We start from the raw sequence: 16,485 nt of genomic DNA, 5'->3' as shown, positions 1-16,485 counted from the left end.
TCTATTCGCTCCAGCGGGCATCGGTGACATCGTTGGAGGGCACCGGCTCGTTCGTCCACATGCCTTCAAGTCCGGCTTTCCAGATGCCGATCTTCGGCCAGGCATAAAGGAACAGCGCCGGCACGTCCTCGGCGAGGATTTCCTGCGCCTGTCTGTAGCCCTCAAGCCGCGCTTCCGCGTCGGTTGCATTGGCGATTGCGGTCATCGTGGTGTCGAACGCGGCGTTGTCATAGTTGAAGTAGTATGGCTTGCGCGCATAGATGCCGATATCGAGCGGTTCGGCATGGCCGATAATGGTCATGTCGTAATTGGTGTCCTTGAATACATCCTTGATCCATGTCGCCGGAAACTCGGAGGACTCGATTGTCGCAGTGACGCCGCCTTGCGCGAAATAGGCCTGCATGATTTCTGCCGCGCGTTCGGCATAGGCACGGTTTGGCACTTTCATGGTGAAGGAAAACCCGTCGGCATAGCCCGCTTCGGCAAGAAGCGCGCTAGCCGCTTCCGGGTCGTAGGGCAGAACCCCGGTCAGATCCTCATAGCCGGCATCAGACGGCGAGAAATGGCTGCCGATCGGTGTACCATAGCCTGAATTGGTGGCATCCACGATCGCCTGGCGGTCGATCATCATCATCAATGCCCGGCGCACACGGCGGTCATCGAAAGGCGGCTCGGCATTGTTCATGCCAGCCACCACTTCCATGCCGGTGGTGCCGGGCACGACGGCGAAGGCATCCTTGGTCTCGAACTGGCTGACCAGTTCAGGTGCGGCAAATTCCGGAATGGCGTCGACGCCGCCGGAATTGAGCGCTGCGGCCTGTGCCTGCGGATCGGCGATGAAGCGGAAGGTGACCTGTTCAAGCGCCGGCTTTTCGCCCCAATAGTCCGGATAAGTGGCGAGTTCGACCTGATTGCCCCTTCGCCATTCGACAAAGGAAAACGGACCGGTGCCGACCGGATCGGTGGCGTTGGCCGGTTCGCTTTTCGGTTCCACCATCACGGCAGCAGGAAAGCCGAGCCAGTAGAGCAGGTCATAGGCGGGGCGGGAAAGGTTGAGCACCAACGTATTTGCGTCGGGCGCTTCCACGTTTTCGATGGCGCTGTAGAGCGCCTTTTGCGGGTTGACGGAATCGTCTGCGATGATGCGATCGATTGAAAACTTCGCGGTTTCGGCGTTGAAGGCTCGGTCGTTATGGAAGGTGACGCCCTCGCGGAGATCGAAAGTGTAGGTCAGTCCGTTATCGGAGACTGTCCAGTCGGTGGCCAGTTGAGGCGCGATCGCACCTGCTTCGTTGATGGTGACAAGGCCTTCGAACACATTCTGCCAGACCACCTGGCCGATGGCGACCGGTGCGGCGGCCGTCGGGTCGAGGCCGGCCGGCTCGATGCTCATGCCGATCACCAGGTCTGTTCTGGTTTCGGCAAGCGCCGGAGAGGCTACCGTGATGCCCGTTAAGACCGATGCTGCAAAAAGGGCGCTGATGGTTATGCCGGGACGTTTGCGCATGCCTTGGAGATCCTTTCCGGTGGGACGAACTGGAGGAGGTCTATAACGTACCGCACGGCCAAGTGTAAATCATTTTCCCGATAATACTGCCTAGTGTAACGGTAATCGTTTCACTGAGTTGTTCAGTTCATCGGCTGGCCAGACCCGCATGGGTGGACAGAAAGGTCTTCAGAAAATCGGTGAGGCGTTGTGCGGCAAAGGTCGGCGTCGGGCCGCCAGTCGTGATCAGCCGGATTTCGGTGGCGATTTCGGCCCGTTTTTCGAATGGCCGCACTGTCAGTGCCTTCTCGCGGATTTCGCGGGCAACCGTCATGGTCGGCAGGATGAGGACGGCTGCACCGCTGCGCGCCAGTTCCTTCTGCAATTCCAGCGAGGAGGTTTCAAAGATCGCCGCCATCGGTTCGAGGCCGGCTGCGCGCTGACGCGCGTCGAAATCGCGGCGAACGCTGAAGGCGCGGTCGGGCATGGCAATGGCGTGGTTGCGGATGTCTTCGAGCGTCACCGTGTCCCGGGTTGCCAGCGGGTGATCGGGGGCCATCACCGGCTCATGCAGCACCGGCAGTTCGAACAGGGTCTGGGTGTTGGCATCTTTCGGCGAAAACATCGTCACCGCCAGATCGCTTTCGCCCGCGGTGACAGCACGGATCGCGGCTTCGGCTGACGAGACTGTCACCGCAATCGAAATGCCGGGATAAAGCGCATAGAATTCGGCGAGAGCAGGGGCGAGGATCGCACTGATCACGGCGCCATTGACATGCAGCGACACATGGCCTGCCTTCAGATCGCGCAGATCGTCGATGACCTGCCGGGCGCTTTCGAGGTCGCGGATCACGGCATGCGTTCGTTCCGCCAGCAGCGTGCCGGCTGCCGTCAGCACGATCCCGCGTGCGCCGCGCTCCACCAGTGGCGCATCGAAATAGGCTTCGAGGTTTTCCAACTGACGGCTGACGGCCATCGGTGAAACACCGAGCGCTTCGGCGGCCTGCCGGATCGAACGCGATCGCACCAGTTCGTTGAAATAGATGATCGCCTGTAGCTGCATGAAATTGCCCCGGTTGCTGCCTCAGCATTTGATCCGCACTTGTGTGTCAGGGCAAGCCCATGCGCACCTGCCCATGCCTGGATACCCCTGTTTGTGTTTGGACAGGCCGACAAACACTTGTTGTATTTTGGTATTTAATTGGTATTATTTTGTCAAAGGCTGAAATACCAAGCGGGGATCGGCTGCGCTCATGCAGGAGCTGTTCAGGAATATCGATGTCTCGGGAGATGGCCCGCTGTACCAGCGCCTGAAGGCAGGCATTGCGGCGGCCATCGCCGGTAATGCGCTTGAGGGCGGAGCCGCTTTGCCGCCGGAGCGCGATCTGGCCCGGCTGCTCGGCGTCAGCCGCGTGACCGTGCGCCGCGCGATTGCCGAACTGACAAGCGAGGGCCTGCTGATACGACGGCAGGGGGCAGGCACCTTCGTTGCCTTCCCGGCGGACCGCATCGAGCAACCGCTGAAGCGCCTGACATCATTCACCGAAGACATGATGGCGCGTGGGCTCAGACCGCATTCGCGCTGGCTGGAGCGCGGATTGTTTCCGGCCACGGCTGAAGAGGCCAGGGCGTTCGGCGCGGCGACGGGATTGTATGTCGCCCGCCTCAGCCGCATCCGCTTTGGCAGTAGCCGGCCGATGGCGCTGGAGCATACATCTCTGCCCGCCGATATTCTGGACGCACCGGCGGCCGTCGGACCGTCGCTTTATGCGGCCCTCGCCGAACGTGGCATTCGGCTTGAGCGGGCCAGCGAACGCATCACGGCCTCTGTGCTGACGGATGAGCAGGCCAGACTTCTGGGGGTGCCGGCCGGATCTCCGGCGCTTGCCATCCTCAGAACCGGGTTCGATACATCCGGGCGCACCATTGAGATCACCCGATCCTTCTATCGAAGCGATATTTACGACCTCGTCGCCGAACTGACCTTTTCCAACGATGAATAGGCGCGGCGATGCAACATGAACCGAGAGACTGTGCGATGACTGAACCGACCCATATGCGCCGTGAGATCAACGAAATTCCGGCCGCCGCGGCCCGACTGCTCGACGGCAGTGGAAAGGCTTTTGCCGAGGCCGGCAAGGCGCTCGCCGAAAAGGACCCCGGCGTTGTGGTCACGGTGGCGCGTGGCTCCTCCGATCACGCGGCCCTGTTTTTGAAATATGCGATCGAGCTGACAACCGGTGTTCCGGTGGCCTCGCTCGGCCCTTCGCTGGCCTCGATCTATGATGCGCCGCTGAAGATGGGATCCGCGGCGGCGATCTGTATTTCCCAGTCCGGCAAGAGCCCGGATATCGTTGCGCTTGGTAAGTCCGCGCGCGCCGGCGGGGCACTGACGCTGTCGCTGGTCAACACCATCGCCTCGCCGCTTGCAGATGTCGCCGACCAGCCGATCGATATTGCCGCCGGTCCGGAAAAGGCGGTGGCTGCAACCAAGTCCTATGTCAATTCCATCATTGCCGGCCTTGGCGTGCTTGCCGAATGGGCCGATGATGCGGCACTCAAAAATGCGCTTGCCAGACTGCCCGACGATCTCGGCAAGGCGCTTGCCTGTGACTGGTCGCCGCTGATGGCCTCGCTCGAGAATGCGCAGTCGCTTTATGCGCTGGGCCGGGGGCCGAGCTTTGCGATTGCCAGCGAAGCGGCGCTGAAATGCAAGGAAACCTCAGAGCTGCATGCCGAGGCTTATTCATCGGCTGAAGTCATGCACGGGCCGGTTTCGCTGGTGGAGGCGCGGTTCCCGGTGATTGCCTTTGCCGCGCGCGACAAGGCGGAGGCCTCGATTGCGAAAACCGCCTCCGGCATGGCAGCCAAGGGCGCTGACGTGTTTCTGTCTTCGGATATGGGCGACAAAACCACGCGGCTTCCCTTCGTGGACTCCGGTCATCCGCTGACCGATGCGCTGGCGCTGATCGTGCCCTATTACAGCTTCATCGAAACGCTGTCGCGCGCTCGCGGGTTCAACCCCGATCAGCCAGTGGCGCTCAACAAGGTGACGGAGACCGAGTGAGATGAAAAAGGCGATCTGCGGTGCGCGGATATTTGACGGGGAAAGCTTTCACACAGGCTTGGCGCTGGTTTTCTCCGAAAAACGGATCGAGGGACTTTTCGCCGAGCGCCGTGTGCCTGCCGATGCCGAGATCATTCGTGCCGACGGCCATATGATCGCTCCGGGCTTTGTCGACCTTCAGGTCAATGGCGGCGGCGGCGTTCTGCTGAACAATGATCCGAGCCTTGCGGGCATCGAGACCATCTGCCGCGCCCATGCGCAGTTTGGCACGACAGCGCTGTTGCCGACGCTGATCACCGACAGGCCCGAGGTGGTAAAGCAGGCGGTTGCGGCCGGACGGGAGGCACATGCTGCCGCCGTTCCCGGCTTTCTCGGCCTGCATCTGGAAGGCCCGCATCTGGCGCTTGCAAGGAAGGGAACGCATGATCCGGCGCTGATCCGGCCGATGGAAACGGCAGATTGCGATTTTCTCGTTGAAAATGCCGGGGCTTTCGGCGTTGCGCTGATCACGGTGGCGCCGGAAAGTGTGCAGCGTCAGCAGGTCGCGCGGCTTTGCGAGGCTGGCTATACCGTCAGCCTCGGCCATACCGGGACAGGCTGTGCCTCGGCCGGCGAATACCGCATGGCCGGCGCCAGCATGGCCACCCATCTGTTCAATGCGATGAGCCCGCTCAACCACCGTGAACCCGGTCTTGTCGGTGCGGTCCTGTCTGATGGCGGGCTGTCATGCGGCCTGATTGCCGATGGCTATCACGTCGATCCCGTGGCCATGGGGATTGCGCTCAGAGCCAAGAAAGGGCCAGGCCGGATCTTTCTTGTGACCGATGCTATGTCGGTTACGGGAACGGATATGGAGAGCTTCACCCTCAATGGCCGCACGATCTGCCGCAGCGAAGGCCGGCTGACGCTTGCCGATGGAACGCTTGCCGGTGCCGATACAGACATGCTGACCTGCGTGATCAACTGCCACAAGGTTCTTGGTGTGCCGCTTGAAGAGGCGCTGCGCATGGCCTCGCTCTATCCTGCAGACGCCGTTAACGCCAGGCACAAGGGGCGGCTTGAGCAGGCCTCCGATGCCGATTTCGTGCTGCTGAGCGAAGACCTGCAGCTTGCGGCCACCTATATCGGCGGCGCGCGCGTTTTCTCCGCAGCCTGAGGCCTCTACCAAGGGTCAGTCGAACACGATCGACGGGCCCTTGCTGGTTCTCGCCTCAAGGCCCGTCCGGGTTGCCTTTGCGATCGCGCGGTAGGCTTCCGCGTATTCTCCGTCCGGTTCTCCGGCCATCACCGGCGTTCCGTCGTCGGAGGTTGTGCGGATATCCATGGCCAGCGGCACCTCGCCGAGGAACGGAACGCCGATCTTTTCAGCCTCCGCCTTTGCGCCGCCATGGCCAAAGATGTGATGGGTCTCGCCGCAGCTCGGGCAGATGAAAGCACTCATGTTTTCCACGATGCCGAGAACCGGCACGGACACCTTGTTAAACATCGCGATCGCCTTGCGCGCATCAATCAGCGCGAGGTCCTGCGGGGTGGAGACCACGACGCTGCCGGCAAGCGGTACCTGCTGGGCCATGGTCAACTGAGCGTCTCCGGTGCCGGGCGGCATGTCGACAACGAGAACGTCGAGCTCGCCCCAGGCAACCTCGCGCAGCATCTGCATCAGCGCAGACTGAACCATCGGCCCGCGCCAGATCACGGCGGTCCCCTCATCGACCAGAAAGCCGATCGACATCACCTTGAGGCCGTATTTTTCCATCGGCATGATGGTGCGACCGGGCCCTTGCATCGGGCGGCCGGACAAACCCATCAGCCGGGGGATTGAAGGGCCGTAGATGTCGGCATCCAGAAGGCCGACCTTCAGTCCTTCCGCAGCAAGACCAAGCGCAAGATTGACCGAGGTCGTGGATTTGCCCACGCCCCCCTTGCCTGAGGCAACTGCTATGATGGAACCGATGCCGGGAATGTCCGGTTTGGCGGGCTTGTTGGTATCGGCATGGGCCTTGTGCGCTTCAGGTTTGGGGCGTTCATGGGGTTGCTCGGCCGGCTTGTCGGCGGTCAGCGTCACCAGTGCCTGACGTGCCCCGGGCAGGGCTTCGGCCGCCTTTTGCGCGGCCAATCGGACAGGTTCAAAGGCCTCGACCGTATCGGCAGGCACGCTCAGCGAAAAATAGATCTTTCCATCGGCAATGAAAATGTCTGAAACCAGACCGCTGAAGGCCAATGGCTTGCCATCGGCAAGTGTCACGGATTCAAGGCTTCTGAGAACCTGTTCTTTGGTGATGTCGGTCATGGCGCCCTTCCTGTTCTGACACAGTGTCTAGATAGTGAAGATTGACCGAAACGCCAATGGTCGAGCGACCGCAAGGCATCGTTCAAGGGGCAGGGATGTGGGACAAGAAACGGGGACTGTTGCAGTATTTCCGGCAAGAAGAAAACAGAAACGCCGGCGCGAGAATGAAGACTTTGAAAGTCTGTCGCGCCAGCGTTTCTGTTGTTTTCAACCCGCGCTCTTGGGCGCGTGTTTGTTTTCATCCCCTCTGGAATTGATGAGAAGATGAACCATTACATTAGCCATTGCAAGCGGCTTTTTTGCGGGTAGAACAGTGATTTAGACTTGAGGCTCCGTCAACGCCCGCCATTGCGCGTGTGTTGCGATGCACAAATTATTGACTCCGCTTATTTTTTGGGCTTGAGCGTTTCGCGTCAGGGACAAGTCATGGCGCGCTATTTTTTCTTCATCGCGCCGCTGACCGCGCCATTTTTTGGGCGGTTTTGCGGCTTCGATGGCAAGAACGCGAACAGAAACCTTGATTTATCGGCCCACGTTGTCTTTCCTCATTTGCACGGTCGGGAAAGTCTGCGATTCTGAGCGAGGAGGCTCTCGAAACGCAAGGAACCGCCACAATGCCACAAGAGGAGCGCCGTTAGCGACAATGACCGCAGAGACCGTATTCGAAGGCCGGATCCTGGTGAACGACCGAACGGAACTGGGCGAGGGGCCGGGGTACGACCCGGCGACAGATCAGATCTGGTGGTTTGATATTCTCAACTGCAAGCTCCATCTCCTCAATGCCTCGACCCGGGATCGCCGGATTATCTCGCTTCCCGAAATGGCAAGCGCGATGGCTGTGGTTGATGAACGGCGCCATGTCATCGCGACGGAGACAGGCCTTTATTTTCATGACGCCTCAACCGGCGCCTTGTCGTTGCATGCTGCTATCGAACCGGACAATCCCGTCACCCGTTCCAATGACGCCCGGGTTCACGCATCGGGCGCGTTCTGGGTCGGCACCATGGGCAAAAACGCCGAGAAAGAGGCGGGGGCGATCTATCATGTGCTGGGCGGCACGGTGACCAGGATTTTCGACAGGATCACCATCCCAAACGCGATCTGCTTTTCGCCGGACGGTGCCACGGGTTACTATGTCGATACCGATCTCAACACGCTGATGCAGGTTCCCGTCGATCCCGAAACCGGGCTGCCCGACGGGCCTGCGACGGTGTTTATCGACACCTCGGATAAGCCCGGCGGCATGGACGGGGCGATTTGCGACGGAGATGGCCATATCTGGAACGCCCGTTTCGGTTCCGGTGTTCTCGACCGCTATGACACCGCCGGCAAGCTGGTTGCCCGCTTCCAGCTGCCCGCCCGCCAACCGACCTGCCCTGCCTTCATCGGCCGTGACGGCGGCTGGATGATGGTGACGTCTGCTGCAATGGATGCCAAAATTGCCGAGGAGCCGAATGCCGGTTTCACCTTCGCACTCGTCACCGGCGCCAAGCCGCGTTTCGACCCGGCCTACAAGGCGTTTTGAGCGCTCACATCAGCGAACAATAGCGCAGCGCATCGTAGATGGCGGCGTGGATATTGCGCGCATGCACGGCATCGCCGATGCGGAAAAGGTCAAAACCACCTTCCGCGTTGGACTGCGGCAGAGGCGGCTTTCGCGCGATCAGCGACCGGTAGTCGACTTCGCCGCCATTGCGCGACAGCGGTTTGAGGGCAAAATACAGATCATCCATCGCCATTGTGCCGTATTCGACCACGACCTGCCCGGTCTCCACCTCTGTGACGACGCCCGGCGCATAGTCGCTGGCAAGCAGCGCCTTCAGTGCGTTGCCGTCCCGCCTTATGGCTTTCAAGCGCTTGTTGATGGTGATCCTGACGCCTTTTTCGGCGAAACGCCCGGCATAGGGGACGTGGTTCATGCCGCCGACATCGGGCGCGAAGAAGCGTTCCGGGGTGACGATCTCGAGCGCCGCACCGCTATCGGCGATCATTTCCGCCGTTGTCAGGCCGGGATGGCCGCCATGATCGTCGAACAGCAGCACCTTGCTTGCAGGCTTGACCGTGCCGGCAAGGATATCCCAGCTTGAGACCGCAAGCTCCTCGCCTTCGTCAAGTGGTGGCGATTGGGCAATGCCGCCGGTGGCGATCACCACCAGATCCGGCGCTTCAGCGAGAATATCCTCTTCCTCGGCAAAAATGTTGTAACGGATCGGGACGGACAGGCGCTCAAGCTCGGCAAGCCGCCAGTCGACAATACCAATGAGTTCGCGGCGGCGCGGATTGCGGGTCATAAGGTTGATCTGTCCGCCGGCTTCATCGGTCGCTTCGAACACAGTGACCTGATGCCCGCGTTCAGCCAGCACGCGGGCTGCCTCCATCCCTGCCGGGCCGGCGCCGACAACCACGGCCTTTCGCGTGCGCCCGGCGGTCTGGATGATATGCGGCATGGTCGCTTCGCGGCCGGTCGCGGCATTGTGGATGCACAGCGCCTCGCCGCCTTCATAAATCCGGTCGAGACAGTAGGTGGCACCGACACAGGGGCGGATGCGGTCTTCGAGCCCGGCCTTGATCTTGTCGACGATATGCGGATCGGCCATGTGGGCACGTGTCATCCCGACCATGTCGAGCCGGCCCTCGGCAATCGCGTGGCGGGCGGTGGCGACATCGGCGATGCGGGCGGCATGGAAAACCGGAAAGCGCGTTTGCTTGCGGATATCGCCGGCGAAATCGAGATGCGGAGCCGAGGCCATGCCCTGGATCGGAATTACTTCGGTCAGCGGTGCGTCATGATCGATATGGCCACGAATGATGTTGAGGAAATCAATCGTGCCGCTGTCGACGAGCGTCTGGCAGATCGAAAGCCCGTCGGCGCGGGAAAGCCCGCCCGCCCGGTTCTCGTCGGCGACCAGGCGCATGCCGACGATGAAATCCGGTCCGCAGCGCTTGCGGATCGCATCCAGCACAAGGAAGGTGAACCGCAGCCGGTTTTCAAGCGAACCATTATGCGCATCGTCGCGCTGATTGGTCAGCGGCGACCAGAAACTGTCGAGCAGATGGCCATAGGCCTCGATCTCGATCCCGTCGAGGCCTGCCGCCATCATCCGCTCGGCGGCGGTGGCGTAATCCTCCACTATGCGGGTAAAGTCGAAATCCTCCATCGCCTTCGGGAATGTGCGGTGGGCCGGTTCCCGCGTTGGCGAGGCGGAAAGCACCGGCAGCCAGTCGCCCATGTTCCAGCCGCTGGTGCGCCGGCCAAGATGGGTAAGCTGGATCATCACCGCGCAGTCATGTTCGTGGCAGTCGTCGGCAATGCGGGCCATCAGCGGAACGATTTCGTCGCGCCATGCATGGAGGTTGCCGAAGGCGGCCGGGGAATCCGGTGCGACCACCGCCGAGCCTGCCGTCATCGTCAGTGCGATCCCGCCCCTGGCCTTTTCCGCGTGGTAGAGCCGGTAGCGGTCGGTGGGCAGGCCCCCCTCGCCATAGGCCGGCTCGTGGGCGGTCGACATTAGCCGGTTCTTGAGGCGCAGGTGCTTGAGCTGGAAGGGTTGCAGCAGGGGATCATCGTGCATGGCGGGCTCCGGCGTTTTCTGTCTTCATGCTACATGAAAATATGCTCGCGCCTCGGCTGAACGCGTCGGGCGCTGTCCAGCCAGCGTCAAAAATCGGAGATGGTACTGTCGTGAAGCGTTTCCATAGCGTGCGAATCCCTTTAGATATGCGCCATGAGCATCAGACAGCTTTCGGAAACCGTCATCAACCAGATTGCCGCCGGCGAGGTCATCGAACGGCCGGCAAGCGCTGCCAAGGAACTGGTGGAAAATGCGCTTGATGCCGGGGCAACCCGCATCGAGATCGCGACCGCCGGTGGTGGCAAGGCGCTGTTGCGGGTCACGGATAACGGTTCGGGCATGACGCCGGAGGATCTGGCACTTGCGGTAAAGCGGCACTGTACCTCGAAGATTTCCGCCGATCTCACCGATATCCGCACACTCGGCTTTCGGGGCGAGGCGTTGCCATCAATCGGCTCGGTGGCGAAACTCTCGGTTTCAAGCCGCACAAGGGGTGCGGGCGAGGGCTACCGCATCGAATTGCATGGTGGAAAGCTGAAGGAGCCGCAGCCGGCGCCGGTCAATCCGGGCACCATTGTTGAGGTGCGCGATCTGTTCTTTGCGACCCCCGCCCGGTTGAAGTTCTTGAAAAGCGAGCGGGCGGAATCGGGCGCGATCACCGAGGTGGTCAAGCGCATGTCGCTTGCCTTTCCCGCCGTCCGTTTCGTGCTGTCCGGTTCCGATCGCTCGACACTGGAACTCCCGGCGACAGGCGATGACCGGCTTGCCCGTATCGCGCAGGTTCTGGGCAAGGATTTCAGGCCGAATGCGATCGAAATCGATGCCGCCAGAGAGGATGTCGGTCTCACCGGCTATGTCGGCGTGCCGACCTTCAATCGTGGCAATTCGGGGCATCTCTATGCGTTCGTCAATGGCCGTCCGGTTCAAGACAAGCTGTTGATGGGTGCAATTCGCGCTGCCTATGCCGAGACCGTTCCGAAGGGCCGTTATCCGATGGCGGTTCTGTGGTTCTCGCTCGATCCGGGTCTGGTTGATGTCAATGTCCACCCGGCCAAGGCCGATGTCCGCTTCCGGGATCCGGGCCTGGTGCGCGGCCTGATTGTCGGGGCGATCCGCGAGGCGTTGACCCGGAACGGCGACCGTGCCTCTTCCACCGGCGCAGATGCGATGCTGCGGGCCTTTCGTCCGGGCACGTCGCCGCAGGGGGCGGGCGCAACACCGGGGCGCTTTGGCGCTGGCAATCGCGATGTGCGGCCATCCAATGTCAACTGGACGGCGGAGCGTTCGCCGTCGCGGCCGCAAGGCTTTGGCGAGACGCCGCAGGCGGTTTTTTCGGGGCAGCGGACGTTGCTGAAACGGCGGGGCAGGGCAGTGAGATGCTTGCCGGCTTCGGTGCACCGTCCGCCCGTTCCGAGAGCTTTGAACCGCGCACGGAAGATGTGCGTTTGGATCATCCGCTGGGGGCCGCCCGCGCACAGGTTCACGAAAACTATATCGTCGCCCAGTCGGGAACCGGCCTTGTGATCGTCGATCAGCATGCCGCCCATGAGCGACTGGTCTATGAGGCGCTGCGCAAGGCGCTTGCCGACCGCAGACTGCCGTCGCAGGGGCTGCTGATCCCCGAGATTGTCGACATGCCAGAGGAAGACTGCGACCGGCTGATGCCCTTTGCCGAAGAGATGAACCGCCTCGGACTTGTCTATGAGCGTTTCGGCCCCGGCGCGATTGCGGTGCGCGAAACACCGGCGATGCTGGGCGAGGTCAATGCTCCGGCCCTGATCCGCCAGCTTGCCGATGAGGCCGGCGAGTGGGAAACCGCCGATGGCCTGCGTGCCAAACTTGAAAGTGTTGCCGCCACCATGGCCTGCCACGGTTCTGTCAGGTCTGGACGGCGCTTGCGCGTTGAGGAAATGAATGCTCTTCTCCGGCAGATGGAAGAAACACCGGGTTCGGGACAGTGCAATCACGGTCGCCCGACCTATATAGAATTGAAACTTGCCGATATCGAGCGCCTGTTCGGACGCTGAGAACGGCAAGAAAAACATCCTGAATTTGGAGAATGTGCGGTGAATATCCTTGAAGGCAATGGCAGGGGTGAGGCAAAAATCCGGTATCTGGATGCCGATTTCGAGGTGATCATGCCGGGGACGCATGTGCTGTGTGCGATCACCGGCCGCCGTATCCCGCTCGATGAACTGCGCTACTGGAGCGTTGCCCGGCAGGAAGCCTATGCCGATGCGCCAGCCGCTTTCGAGGCCGAGAAAAAGGCCGGAGCGCTGCCGACCGGCAAGGCCTGATGTGGCGACGCTGATCGCCCTTGCCGGGCTTCCGGGGGCCGGCAAAACCACGATCGCACGGCTTGTTGCCCAAAAGCGTCCGGCGGTTTTTCTGCGTGTCGATGAAATCGAGGCTGTTCTGCGTGCTGATGACGGGCACTGCAATATCGGCCCGTTGGGCTATCAGATTGCCGCAGCCCTTGCCGTTTCCAACCTGAAGACCGGGCAGGACGTTATTGTCGACTGCGTCAATCCGTGGCCGCTGACACGTTCCATGTTCGCTGAAGCGGCAGTTTGCGCTGTAGCTGGCTTTCTCGGTGTCGAGATTGTGTGCTCGGATGCCGGTCTGCATCGCGCCCGGATCGAAACTCGGGTGAGCGACATCGGTAATGGACACTCAGAGCCGGACTGGAAGGCCGTGATCGACCGCGACTACAGACCCTGGCGGGAGGCTGATGTGCTGGTCGATACGGCCGAACTCTCCAGTGAAGCGGCAGCCGGGAAGATACTGACCGAACTTCAGCCCTTATTAGCCTGAGGCATCTCCGCTGAAGAGCGGAGCGCCTGAATGGCACTAGAGCCTTTCCGGGTTTCGCGGAAACGCAAGAAGGCTCTATTTCTTTGTTTTTACGTAACTCCGGACGGTGAGCCGCCGTCCACTTCACCTGGAAGTGCTCTAGTTGCTGCCGGGCAGGCCGAGCTGGCCGCGCACGAGAGCGAGGCCTTCCATGCCCTTGCGGTCACCCATTTCAGCGAGCGCTTCGAACACCTTCTGGGCGTCGAAATAGCGGCCGAGATTGTAATAGGCATAACCACGAATGACCATCAGTCCGGTTCTCGTCCGGGGCCAACTGGCTGCGCTGGTTCAGGAGAAGCAGTGCATCCTGATAGTGACCACCCTGATAAGCCGAAATCGCGCGACTGGTCAGGATCTGTACCTGGAGACCGAGCTGGCGCTCACGGCTGAGCGGCTCTTCTGCTGCCGACACGGCTGCCTTGCTGGTGAGGCCCATCCGCATATAGGCGAGGCTCTGGCCATAGGCCGCTTCTTCGCGATTTTTCGCGGAAGAGGAGCCGAGTGCGGTTTCGAAGGCGCGTGCTGCTTCCATCGGGCGCTCAAGGTCCATAAGGCACCAGCCCTGCCTGAGGGCGGCATTCGGTGACAGCCCCTCGGATGAACGACCGCTCCAGCAGTTTCCGCCCGAAGAAGACGAAGTCGAGCGCCGTGTGGTCGTCGTCGTAGAGGACGCCGCTCGGGTCGTTGCGGCAGGTGTCGTGGTTGCGACGGGCGTGCCCGTGGGCAACTGGGTGCCAGCTGGCAATGTGGACAGGGTGACACTGCTGTCGGACGCATTTTCCTGGTTGAGGAAATAGGTGATTTCGAACTGCCGCAGATAGTCCCGGTTGATATAGGCCTGCTCGTCGAAACGATAGATCACGGTCTTCTCCGAAGGCTGGCCGGTGGTGTAGAAGGCCGCCTGGACCTGGGCAGCTGAAACATTGTAGCGGGTCTGGTTCGGCTCCAGCGCGGAATTGACGACGGTGACGGTCTGAACGCCGGTCACCGGATCGGTCTGGATCATCGAGCGCGGAATGGTCAGCCGCTCAATGGCGCGTGTGCGGTTGGCAAGATCGCTATCGCCCGCGGCCGGCGGCGTGCCGGAGGCACCGGCGCCATAATAATACTGGTAGTAGTCCGGGACATAATTTGCCGGAGCATTTTCTGCCTGCTCACCTGCAAGCGGCTGGGAACCGGGGGCATAGAGCGGTGCAGTCAGTGAGACACCCGTGCCCGTCTGTCCGAGCGTTCCCGGTGTGGGCGCCGCAGCCCCAAGCGGGGTCTGCTGTCCGGTGGACAGGTCGATCTCGGCAATCGGTACGGCAACCGTGCGGGTCGTGCCATCGCTCTGCTCAAGCCCGGTCAGCTCGAATACGGTCGCCATCACGTTTTCGATGGTGGTGACCGGCGCATTGGGGTCGTTTAGCCAGGCGATACGCTCTGAATAGGGGGCCCAGATCTTCTGCATCAGATAGACGCCCGGTTTGTAGCTCAGTTTGTTGAGCATCAGCGTCACACCGTAGGCCGCCGGCTCGTAAGACGCCTCCCAGGAAAGGGCTGCCTCGAACCATTGCAGCGCGGCGAGCGGCTGGCCAAAATCGCTTGAATACCAACCGAATTGCTGGGCAGCGGTCATGCTCTGGGTCTCGGTGACGACATCGGCCATGCGTGCAAGCACATCCTGGCCGTAATCCTTGCGCGGGATGCGGCCGAGCATGTTGACGACGGCGTTCAGATAGGTGTCCATTGCCTCGGATGAAGCATTGCGCCAAGGATACATCACCGCCTCGGCTTCCTCGGCATTGTCCTGTGAGATCAGGATCAGCGCGAGCCCCTGCGAGATTTCCGCGGAATCCCCCTCCGCGCGGGCCTTGCGGAACCATTCTTCCGCTGCGGATTCGCTGTCTCGTACCAGGAAATACCACGCCAGAAGCTCGGCATCCTTTGGGTCTTTGCCATCATTGGCCAGAGTTTCCATATGGGCCAGATCGTCGGGCGAGATCACAATCGTTTTGTCTTCTCCGGCCTGCGCAAACCGGTCCCGCAGAAGCGCATCGCGGATCTCCTGAAATTCATGCGTGTCCCCAGCGCTCGACCGTTCATAGCTCAGCAGGGCCTTCATGTCGTCATACGGCATGAATTCCATCGCTTTTTGCATCGTGGCGAGGCGCTCCTGCGGCTCATCACAATTCTTCAGGACGTATGTGTAGGCATCCATGGCGCGCGTAAGCTTGTCTGTTCTGGCGAAGGCTTCACCGACCTGCCAGAGGATATTGATCTCCGCGCAGGTGAGCAGGCTCGGCGCCTGCGAAGCGAGGTCTATGACTTCTTCATAATCGCCGTCTTTCGAGGCCTGAAGCAGATTGGTGCGCGTTTCCGCGATATGCAGGCGGTTGAGAAGGTCAGCCGGCGCCTGCCAGTCGGGTTCTTCCGTGCGGCGGGTGTTGATGAGCTGGTGTACGATCGCGTAATCGCCCTTTGCATATGCCTCCCACATCGCATTGAGCTGCTCATCCTCACCATCTTCGACCGCCAGCGGATTGGCCGGCGGCGTCCAGTTGGGATAGAGCGACCGGAGGCGCGAAATCTCGGCCTGGAGACGCTGCAGGTCGCCCTGCTGGGCGAAATAGCGCAACGCGCTTTCATCGACTGCCGGTGTGGCCGGCTGCTGGTCAGGAGCCGGTTCGGCGCTCTCCCGTGAAGTTGCGGGCGCCGGCGCACTCTGGCGCGCGGGTGAGGCATCGGGCAGGTTGCGCAACGCCTCAGTCGGTTCCTGAGCCTGTGCCTCGGGTACCGTCGTAAAGAGCGGCTTGGGCGAGCTCATCGACGCGGGCTGGTCGTCTTGGACGATTTTCTCATAAGCGCGCTGGAGTTGGTATGTTGGCTCGGCCATAGCTGTTGTGACCGGCACCTTGGGGCCTGCGCCGCCCATGCCGATTGCACCGATCAAGGCGATCGCGCCGGCTGTCAGTGCAATATATGTCAGTCTCATAACATCCCTACTCCGGCCAAACGGGCGGTCACCAATCCCAGAAAACGCGACCTTGCCCGCCTTATTTTATCTCGCCGTCTCCCGCAAATTCGGAACCGGATTACGGAACTGGTCGGTTCATACCGCTGGCCTGTTCCGCTGGTGTGTTCCGCGACAAGAGCACAGCTTCGCCCTCTACAAACCCATATTGTCGTTAAGAAATACTAAAAATCATGTTGTTTCGGTGCTTTCGACAAATAAAAC

General features: G+C 61.2%; 12 protein-coding genes and 1 pseudogene. 8 read left to right on the top strand and 5 right to left on the bottom strand.

The genetic code is table 11. From position 1 onward, the window contains the following. Position 1: 1 nt before the first annotated feature. Together AC0L7L_RS15165 and AC0L7L_RS15160 are read right to left on the bottom strand one after the other, a co-directional pair. Positions 2-1,507, bottom strand: coding sequence for an ABC transporter substrate-binding protein (locus AC0L7L_RS15165; protein WP_473509872.1), 1,506 nt, complete (start codon positions 1,505-1,507; stop codon positions 2-4). A 127-nt stretch (positions 1,508-1,634) separates the two neighbouring features. Then, positions 1,635-2,549 carry a LysR family transcriptional regulator gene (locus tag AC0L7L_RS15160; RefSeq protein WP_272212850.1) on the bottom strand — a complete coding sequence of 305 codons (915 nt, stop codon included), beginning with the start codon at positions 2,547-2,549 and terminating at the stop codon, positions 1,635-1,637. Between the two features lie 190 nt (positions 2,550-2,739). On the opposite strand from AC0L7L_RS15160, the gene AC0L7L_RS15155 reads away from it, so the two are divergent. The 3 genes from AC0L7L_RS15155 to nagA are packed head-to-tail and all read left to right on the top strand — an operon-like array spanning position 2,740 to position 5,709. Continuing rightward, positions 2,740-3,489, top strand: a complete 750-nt coding sequence (locus AC0L7L_RS15155) for a GntR family transcriptional regulator (RefSeq protein WP_473509869.1) — start codon at positions 2,740-2,742, stop codon at positions 3,487-3,489. Between the two features lie 35 nt (positions 3,490-3,524). After that, on the top strand, positions 3,525-4,553 hold the full coding sequence (locus AC0L7L_RS15150) for an SIS domain-containing protein (protein WP_272212847.1): 1,029 nt from the start codon (positions 3,525-3,527) through the stop codon (positions 4,551-4,553). Position 4,554: 1 nt separating this feature from the next. Continuing rightward, positions 4,555-5,709: an N-acetylglucosamine-6-phosphate deacetylase gene (gene nagA / locus AC0L7L_RS15145; RefSeq protein WP_473509867.1), complete on the top strand. Its 1,155-nt coding sequence runs from the start codon at positions 4,555-4,557 to the stop codon at positions 5,707-5,709. A gap of 15 nt (positions 5,710-5,724) precedes the next feature. Here the strand turns inward: nagA and AC0L7L_RS15140 are convergent, their stop codons facing one another. Further along, positions 5,725-6,843 carry an Mrp/NBP35 family ATP-binding protein gene (locus AC0L7L_RS15140; protein WP_473509865.1) on the bottom strand — a complete coding sequence of 373 codons (1,119 nt, stop codon included), beginning with the start codon at positions 6,841-6,843 and terminating at the stop codon, positions 5,725-5,727. Positions 6,844-7,269: 426 nt separating this feature from the next. Between AC0L7L_RS15140 and AC0L7L_RS15135 the strand changes: the two genes are divergently transcribed. Then, on the top strand, positions 7,270-7,422 hold the full coding sequence (locus tag AC0L7L_RS15135) for a hypothetical protein (protein WP_473509863.1): 153 nt from the start codon (positions 7,270-7,272) through the stop codon (positions 7,420-7,422). Positions 7,423-7,486: 64 nt separating this feature from the next. Next, entirely contained in the window at positions 7,487-8,368 is an 882-nt protein-coding gene (locus AC0L7L_RS15130) for an SMP-30/gluconolactonase/LRE family protein (RefSeq protein ID WP_473509861.1), read from the top strand. Between the two features lie 4 nt (positions 8,369-8,372). Here AC0L7L_RS15130 and AC0L7L_RS15125 read toward each other — a convergent pair whose 3' ends face one another. Then, the gene (locus AC0L7L_RS15125) at positions 8,373-10,415 is read right to left on the bottom strand and encodes an oxidoreductase (RefSeq protein ID WP_473509859.1); all 2,043 of its coding nucleotides are present in this window, start codon (positions 10,413-10,415) and stop codon (positions 8,373-8,375) included. Positions 10,416-10,568: 153 nt separating this feature from the next. On the opposite strand from AC0L7L_RS15125, the pseudogene mutL reads away from it, so the two are divergent. From mutL to AC0L7L_RS15110, 3 genes and pseudogenes are all read left to right on the top strand, one after another. Next, positions 10,569-12,442, top strand: a pseudogene (mutL, locus tag AC0L7L_RS15120) (DNA mismatch repair endonuclease MutL). Between the two features lie 39 nt (positions 12,443-12,481). Beyond that, a complete protein-coding gene (locus AC0L7L_RS15115; RefSeq protein ID WP_473509857.1) occupies positions 12,482-12,712 on the top strand; it encodes a DUF2093 domain-containing protein in 231 nt (76 codons plus the stop codon). A 1-nt stretch (position 12,713) separates the two neighbouring features. After that, a complete protein-coding gene (locus AC0L7L_RS15110; RefSeq protein ID WP_473509855.1) occupies positions 12,714-13,229 on the top strand; it encodes a P-loop nucleotide/nucleoside kinase family protein in 516 nt (171 codons plus the stop codon). A gap of 211 nt (positions 13,230-13,440) precedes the next feature. Here the strand turns inward: AC0L7L_RS15110 and AC0L7L_RS15105 are convergent, their stop codons facing one another. Further along, positions 13,441-16,242: a hypothetical protein gene (locus tag AC0L7L_RS15105; protein ID WP_473509853.1), complete on the bottom strand. Its 2,802-nt coding sequence runs from the start codon at positions 16,240-16,242 to the stop codon at positions 13,441-13,443. Between the last annotated feature and the right edge of the window lie 243 nt (positions 16,243-16,485).

This window comes from Martelella sp. K41-7 (assembly GCF_055808365.1).
This window is presented reverse-complemented; position numbering and strand designations above follow the sequence as displayed.

What these genes read in the sequence shown, in the direction of transcription:
- AC0L7L_RS15165 (WP_473509872.1), bottom strand. Translation starts at nt 1,507, where the DNA reads ATGCGCAAACGTCCCGGCATAACCATCAGCGCCCTTTTTGCAGCATCG.
- AC0L7L_RS15160 (WP_272212850.1), bottom strand. Translation starts at nt 2,549, where the DNA reads ATGCAGCTACAGGCGATCATCTATTTCAACGAACTGGTGCGATCGCGT.
- AC0L7L_RS15155 (WP_473509869.1), top strand. Translation starts at nt 2,740, where the DNA reads ATGCAGGAGCTGTTCAGGAATATCGATGTCTCGGGAGATGGCCCGCTG.
- AC0L7L_RS15150 (WP_272212847.1), top strand. Translation starts at nt 3,525, where the DNA reads ATGACTGAACCGACCCATATGCGCCGTGAGATCAACGAAATTCCGGCC.
- nagA (WP_473509867.1), top strand. Translation starts at nt 4,555, where the DNA reads ATGAAAAAGGCGATCTGCGGTGCGCGGATATTTGACGGGGAAAGCTTT.
- AC0L7L_RS15140 (WP_473509865.1), bottom strand. Translation starts at nt 6,843, where the DNA reads ATGACCGACATCACCAAAGAACAGGTTCTCAGAAGCCTTGAATCCGTG.
- AC0L7L_RS15135 (WP_473509863.1), top strand. Translation starts at nt 7,270, where the DNA reads ATGGCGCGCTATTTTTTCTTCATCGCGCCGCTGACCGCGCCATTTTTT.
- AC0L7L_RS15130 (WP_473509861.1), top strand. Translation starts at nt 7,487, where the DNA reads ATGACCGCAGAGACCGTATTCGAAGGCCGGATCCTGGTGAACGACCGA.
- AC0L7L_RS15125 (WP_473509859.1), bottom strand. Translation starts at nt 10,415, where the DNA reads ATGCACGATGATCCCCTGCTGCAACCCTTCCAGCTCAAGCACCTGCGC.
- AC0L7L_RS15105 (WP_473509853.1), bottom strand. Translation starts at nt 16,242, where the DNA reads ATGAGACTGACATATATTGCACTGACAGCCGGCGCGATCGCCTTGATC.